At 29.2% G+C, this 6396-nt stretch carries 6 protein-coding genes; 4 read left to right on the top strand and 2 right to left on the bottom strand.

From position 1 onward, the window contains the following. Window positions 1-95: 95 nt before the first annotated feature. Window positions 96-557 carry a ribosome assembly cofactor RimP gene (gene rimP, locus ACTG3V_RS14640; protein WP_439132919.1) on the bottom strand — a complete coding sequence of 154 codons (462 nt, stop codon included), beginning with the start codon at window positions 555-557 and terminating at the stop codon, window positions 96-98. A 188-nt stretch (window positions 558-745) separates the two neighbouring features. Here rimP and ACTG3V_RS14635 point away from each other — a divergent pair, with 188 nt between their 5' ends. After that, window positions 746-1576 carry a universal stress protein gene (locus ACTG3V_RS14635; protein WP_439132918.1) on the top strand — a complete coding sequence of 277 codons (831 nt, stop codon included), beginning with the start codon at window positions 746-748 and terminating at the stop codon, window positions 1574-1576. A gap of 44 nt (window positions 1577-1620) precedes the next feature. After that, window positions 1621-2037 carry a hypothetical protein gene (locus ACTG3V_RS14630; RefSeq protein WP_439132917.1) on the top strand — a complete coding sequence of 139 codons (417 nt, stop codon included), beginning with the start codon at window positions 1621-1623 and terminating at the stop codon, window positions 2035-2037. Window positions 2038-2170: 133 nt separating this feature from the next. Here ACTG3V_RS14630 and recR read toward each other — a convergent pair whose 3' ends face one another. Beyond that, window positions 2171-2788, bottom strand: coding sequence for a recombination mediator RecR (gene recR / locus ACTG3V_RS14625; protein WP_439132916.1), 618 nt, complete (start codon window positions 2786-2788; stop codon window positions 2171-2173). Between the two features lie 91 nt (window positions 2789-2879). On the opposite strand from recR, the gene ACTG3V_RS14620 reads away from it, so the two are divergent. After that, complete coding sequence (locus ACTG3V_RS14620) at window positions 2880-4328, top strand: sodium:solute symporter (RefSeq protein ID WP_439132915.1); 1449 nt, start codon at window positions 2880-2882, stop codon at window positions 4326-4328. Window positions 4329-4822: 494 nt separating this feature from the next. Continuing rightward, window positions 4823-6396 (top strand): hypothetical protein (locus tag ACTG3V_RS14615; RefSeq protein ID WP_439132914.1); only part of this gene is annotated, 1574 nt, incomplete at its 3' end.

The following is a 6396-nucleotide window of genomic DNA, read 5'->3' as shown; positions in this document are numbered from 1 at the left end:
TAAAATAGACATTAATGTTACTCTGTCTATGCTTTTTATATCTTTAAATTCTGAAAACGAATCAATTAATGCTATATTTTCCATTACATCTTTACTTAAAATACAATCTTCACTTTTGCTTCTTTAATATCTTTATATACTATTGTTGCTGTTTTTTGTACAGTAACTTTTCCTTTGCCAATGGGTTTTGGCTCTCTTGCTTTCCAATTGAGCACTATTTTTTCGTTATCGGCTTCTGTTAAGGTACCTTCTAACTCTTCATCAGCAGTTTTTACTTTTAATATTCTGTTGATGTTTTTCTTATACTGTCTTTTTTCCTTTAAAGGATGTGAAATGTCTGGTGTAGTAACTTCTAAAGAAAAATCTTCTTCTTCCCTATCTAAATTATGCTCTACATTTCTACTGATTCTTATGCATTCACTTAAAGGAACGCCATGATCACCATCAACAGTAATTTGAATTTTGTTGTTTACTGATATTGACAAATCTATCAAGAACAACGATTCATTTAACGCTAAAGCTTCTTCTACTAAATCTTTTACTTTGGTTTGATTCATTTTTTAAAACTATAAAATTATCAAAAAAATATTGATTTTGAGTATAAAAAGAGGGGACTTTAAGTCCCCTTCATTTACCATTTATTGTTAAAATCGGTGCAAATATACAAATTGTTTATCACTTAACAAAGTGAATCATATCCAATTATTTTTGTAACTTTAAATACATAAATTAAAATTCATTAAATATGAAAAAAATACTTGTACCTATAGATTTTTCTGAAAAATCTGAATTTGCTTCTAAAATGGCAGCAAGAATTGCTAAAGAATCGAAAAGTAAAGTATACCTTTTGCATATGATAGAGTTACCAACTGGAATTATGGATATGGGTGCTGGAACAAATTTTAGCATTCCTGAGAGCATGTTGTATTTACGAAAAGTTAAAGAACGTATGTTAGAATTTAAAAAACTTTTTTTTCATAAAAAAACAGAAGTTCAGCATGCTATTCGTTTTCAACATCCACATGAAGGTATTTTAAAATATGCTGATAAAATAAAAGCTGATTTAATTATAATGGGTTCTAAAGGACACTCTGACTTTGAAGAAATTTTAATTGGCTCTAATACTGAAAAAGTAGTAAGAACCTCTAAAGCACCTGTGCTTGTTGTAAAAAAAGACAAGAAAAAATTTAGATTGCGAAATTTAGTTTTTGCTTCTAGCTTTAAAAATGAAGATAAAAAAGAAGTTTTTAGAAAATTTTTAGCCTTTGCAAATCACTTTAATAGTGAAATTCATTTATTAAAAGTGAATACACCTTCTCGTTTTGAAAGCACACAAGAATCAACTCAAAAAGTAAAACTATTTATCAAAGAGTTTGATTTACCCAAATATTCTATAAACATTTACAATGACGCTTCTATTGAAAAAGGAATATTAAATTTTTCTAAAGATATTAATGCAGATTTAATTGCATTAAGTACACATGGTAGAAGTGGATTGTCGCATTTGTTTGCAGCAAGCGTTACAAAAACATTGTCTAAAAAGGCATTGAAACCTATACTTACTATTAAAGTTTAAGTAATACCTACTCCTTTTGTTTGAGAAATACTTTTGATTTAACAATGAAGAAAATTCTATTTTTATTGATTGCTGTAAGCATTTTTGGTTCGTGTAGTTCTAGTAGTGATACTACTGATGTTACTTTTGATAGTGTTATTGGAAACTGGAAATTAATTTCTCAAAAAGTAAATGGTGTAGAAACTGCAGATCAATGTAGACAACAAACCACTTTTATTTTTGAAGATAGCCGTGTATTAAGGCAAAAGTTTTTTAGAACAGAAAATAATACTTGTATAGAAGGTTCTGAAATTATTAGTAGTTGGTTTAATTTAGGTAATTCATCATACAGAATAAACGGAGCTAGTGGATCTAGATTGGTTATTGATTTATTGTTTTCTGATGGAAATAATAAATTTACAACCTCAGAAACAGACCCTAATACTAATATTACTACTATATCAGTTTTTCAAAAGTTTTAAATAACCTTTTATTTCTATTGCAAAAGAAGTTACAATGTATTAAATTGAGAAAAAAAATGCGGTTACGACATCATAGAACATCCTTATTTAAATCATAATCAATACGCTACAATCAAAGCAACTCTCTTTAAAGCTATCCTCTTATACTCTGTTCAAAAGGTATTCTATTAATGATAGATCTTCCTAAGGTAACTTCATCTGCGAATTCTAATTCATCACCAACTGCAATACCTCTTGCTATGGTTGATGTTGTAATCTCAAATTCTTGTAGTTGCTTATAAATATAGAAGTTAGTGGTATCACCTTCCATAGTTGAACTTAAAGCAAAAATTAACTCTTTAATTTCGCCACTGGCTACTTTTTTAATAAGCGCATCTATTTTTAAATTTTGTGGTCCAATACCTTCAATTGGTGATATTTTCCCTCCTAAAACATGATACAATCCATTAAATTGAGAGGTACTCTCAATAGCCATTACATCTCTAATATCTTCTACAACACAAACAATTTCGGAGTTTCTTTTTGGGTTTTGGCAAATATCACACAAAACAGTATCAGAAATATTATGGCATTTTTCGCAACTTTTAACATCGTTTCTTAAATGTAATAAAGCTTCAGATAAGTATTTGGTATGCTCTGCAGGTTGTTTTAATAAATGTAACACCAAACGCAAAGCCGTTCGTTTTCCAATACCTGGCAAACGTGATACCTCATTTACTGCGTTTTCTAAAATTCTTGATGAAAATTCCATGAGGCAAAATTATGAATTATGAATTTTGAATTATGAGTTTTCTAATAATTTTTTTAAACATATATTCGTACTCCATAATTCGTAATTATTTATGCAACCAATCCATATTTTACTTTTAATTATTGGTTATTTTTCTGTGTTAATTTTAATTTCTTATTTCACAGGAAAAACCGCAAACAATACTACTTTTTTTAAAGCAAACAATTCATCACCTTGGTACTTGGTAGCTTTTGGTATGATTGGCGCTTCACTTTCTGGAGTTACATTTATTTCTGTTCCTGGCTGGGTAGAGTCTCAAAGTATGAGCTATATGCAAATGGTGCTTGGTTATGTTTTAGGTTATGCTGTAATTGGCTTGGTACTGCTCCCCCTCTATTATCGCTTAAATTTAACCTCTATATACACCTATTTACAAGATCGATTTGGAGATTACACCTACAAAACTGGAGCATCATTTTTCTTGTTATCTAGAACCATTGGTGCTGCTTTTCGATTATTCTTAGTGGCAAATGTGTTGCAATTATTATTATTTGATGCCTATGGAATTCCGTTTTGGATTACAGTAAGCATTACAATTTTATTGATTTGGTTATACACCTTTAAAGGCGGAATTAAAACAATAGTTTGGACAGACACTTTGCAAACCTTGTTTATGTTAATTGCTGTGGGAGTGTGTATTTACACTATTTCTGACGAGATGCAAATAAACAATCTATTTTCTTATATAGCAGATAGCAAACTCTCTAAAACCTTTTTTTTTGATGATTGGAAATCTGGAGATTATTTCTGGAAACGATTTTTAGCAGGTGCTTTTGTAGCAATTGTGATGACAGGGTTAGATCAAGACATGATGCAAAAAAATCTTACTTGTAGAAACTTAAAGGATGCACAAAAAAACATGTTTTGGTTTACTTTTGTATTAGTAATTGTAAACTTTTTCTTTTTAGCATTAGGTGTTTTGCTTACAGATTACGCACAGAAAAATGGAATTGATGCAAATAAAGACGAACTATTTCCTGTTATTGCAACCAAAGGTAGCTTAGGTTTGGCAACAGCTATTTTCTTTTTACTAGGTTTAATTGCTGCTGCATATTCAAGTGCAGATTCAGCACTAACCTCATTAACAACCTCTTTTAGCATTGATATTTTAGAAATTAACAAAAAGAAAAATGAAGAAAATCAAGAAAAAACCAGAAAGAAAATTCATATTTTATTTTCATTGATACTAATTGCCACTATTTTAATTTTTAAATATTTTATTGCTGATGAAAGTGTTATTGCAAAGATATTTACGTTTGCAAATTACACTTACGGACCTTTATTAGGTTTATACGCTTTTGGATTATTTACAAAACTTAAGTTAAAAGACAAATGGGTGCCATTAATTTGTGTTTCATCACCAATAACAACTTATTTCTTACATATATTTTGCATCAATTATTTCAGTTTTAATTTTGGTTTTGCTTTACTGATTGTTAACGGTTTAGTTACTTTTTCAGGTCTATATTTTATAAAAAAAACAAATAAGCTTAAAAATTAATTAATATTTAGGTTTTGAACCTAAAAATCAAATAAAAAAATAAAATCACAAACCACTGATTAATAGTGTTTTAATCTTATTTTACTAAATAAAAGCTCAATTGATTGTATTTTAGACTATTATCTTAAGATAATTAATTAAATTTGTGCGCTTAAATCAGTGAGTTATTTTATTTAAATTTCTCTAATTTAATTGGTTAGCTTTTACACAGTTAATCGAAAGAAAACTGTTATTAATCGAAAAAAATCACCCCTAAAATCAAAATATTATAATTTTGATATAGTTTAAAGTTGTTAACCCTAATTAAAACTTTGCAAATGAATAAAAATTCACACCTTAACATAGTACATCTACTAACATTTTCAGTTATTAGAAAATCAACACTTTATTCATTGCATTTACATTAGATTTTGAATTAATTAATTTTTTAAAAGTATCAATTATTCACTTTAAAAAAATATAAGTTCAAGTCTAACTACAACATTTTTCAAGTCATGAAAAAAATCAAACATATCCAAACCCTAGCATTTTACTTTTGTACTTTAGTACAAAAATTAAATGTACAAAAATTAACTACATTTATTGTAGTTGCTTTTTTTAGCTTAATTCATTTTCAAGCCCAAAGTCAAAATATCACTGCTGATGATAGCAATGGTAAAATAAGTATAAGACAAAATTTTGGTGCAAATGCAAAAACAAAAACAAAAAGCAACATTGATCTTTTTACAAGTTTAAAATCTTACGCTTCATCCAATAACACAAGTATTTGTTCTCCAGAAAGTTCACTCATTATTACAGAAGATAGCTCTTGGGGTATTTCAAGATCTACAATAAATAATAGTGGTTTACCATCTTTTTGTTTGAGATTACCTGATGAAGCTCCTAAAGAAAATGACATTTTTAATACAACATTAACTCCATCAGCTGACATAAACTTTAACAATGGTAATTTAACTAATGCACAAATTATAGATAAAGTTCGTAGAACGGTTTCTGTAATGCATCATGTAAATTATGCTCCAAGTTCAGCACCATCATCATTATTTTCAGATTTTTATAAAGCCATTGCTGTTACAATCTGGCATTACACTGATAATTTAAATACTAGTAATTATAATTATACTTGGACAGCAGCAAATGGAAACAGTTATTCTGTAAACAATTTAATACAATGGGTTAATAACGGCACATTACAAGCTGCTGATGCAATTTGGTTAATTCCTGAAAATAGTAGTAGACAACCAGAGGTATTATTGAACACAAATACATCTTCTAATTGTTGTCCAATACCTCCTTCAATTACAACAACTACAATTACTCCTACATCAAGTAATAATGGTCAAATAAAAATAAATTCGGTTTCTGGAGCGCAATATTATGGAATCAGTTCCTTAAATGCTGGCAACTACAATGGTGCTACAACTATTGCCACTGCAACGCAAATACCTAATACCTTACCAACTACAATACTTTCAAATGCACCTCAAAATGGAGGAACTTATATTGTAAGAGTATTTACAAATATAGATGGTTGCTTTACAGATTATACAGTTACTGTTCCTGATTCAGGATTAAGTTGTACAAGTACTTATGCTGAATTTCAAAGCGAAAATGGTGTAGATAATGAATACAATGCTGAAGGGGCACCTGATGGTAGTGTAGCTAATATCCATAGTAATGATGATCAATTAGTTTTAGACTTTGGCCAGGTTTTCCCCTCTGGAACAGAATACAATATTACTTGGCGAAAAAGAAGTGGTGAAAACGGAACCGCTATAATTGATTTATCAGAATCAACTTCGGCAAATTCAGGTTTTACGAATCATCCTACATCACCTCAAACTGCGACTACAGGAAGTTTTACAACTACAACTGTTACTGCAAATTCTAATTTTAGATATCTTGCTTTTGATAAAGGAAATTCTAGTACAACTGATTATGAAATAGATGCTGTGGAGGTTATTGTTTGTGTTAGTTGTGATGTTGCAGATAATACAACAGCAAATGCATCAATTACAGAAAATGAAACAAAAACGTTAACTGGTACTCCAGCAGGCGGAACATTCTC

This window comes from Polaribacter sp. (assembly GCF_965660385.1).
Classification (GTDB): domain Bacteria; phylum Bacteroidota; class Bacteroidia; order Flavobacteriales; family Flavobacteriaceae; genus Polaribacter.
Note: the sequence above shows the minus strand (reverse complement) of the source record. Positions and strands in the feature narration are given on the sequence as shown.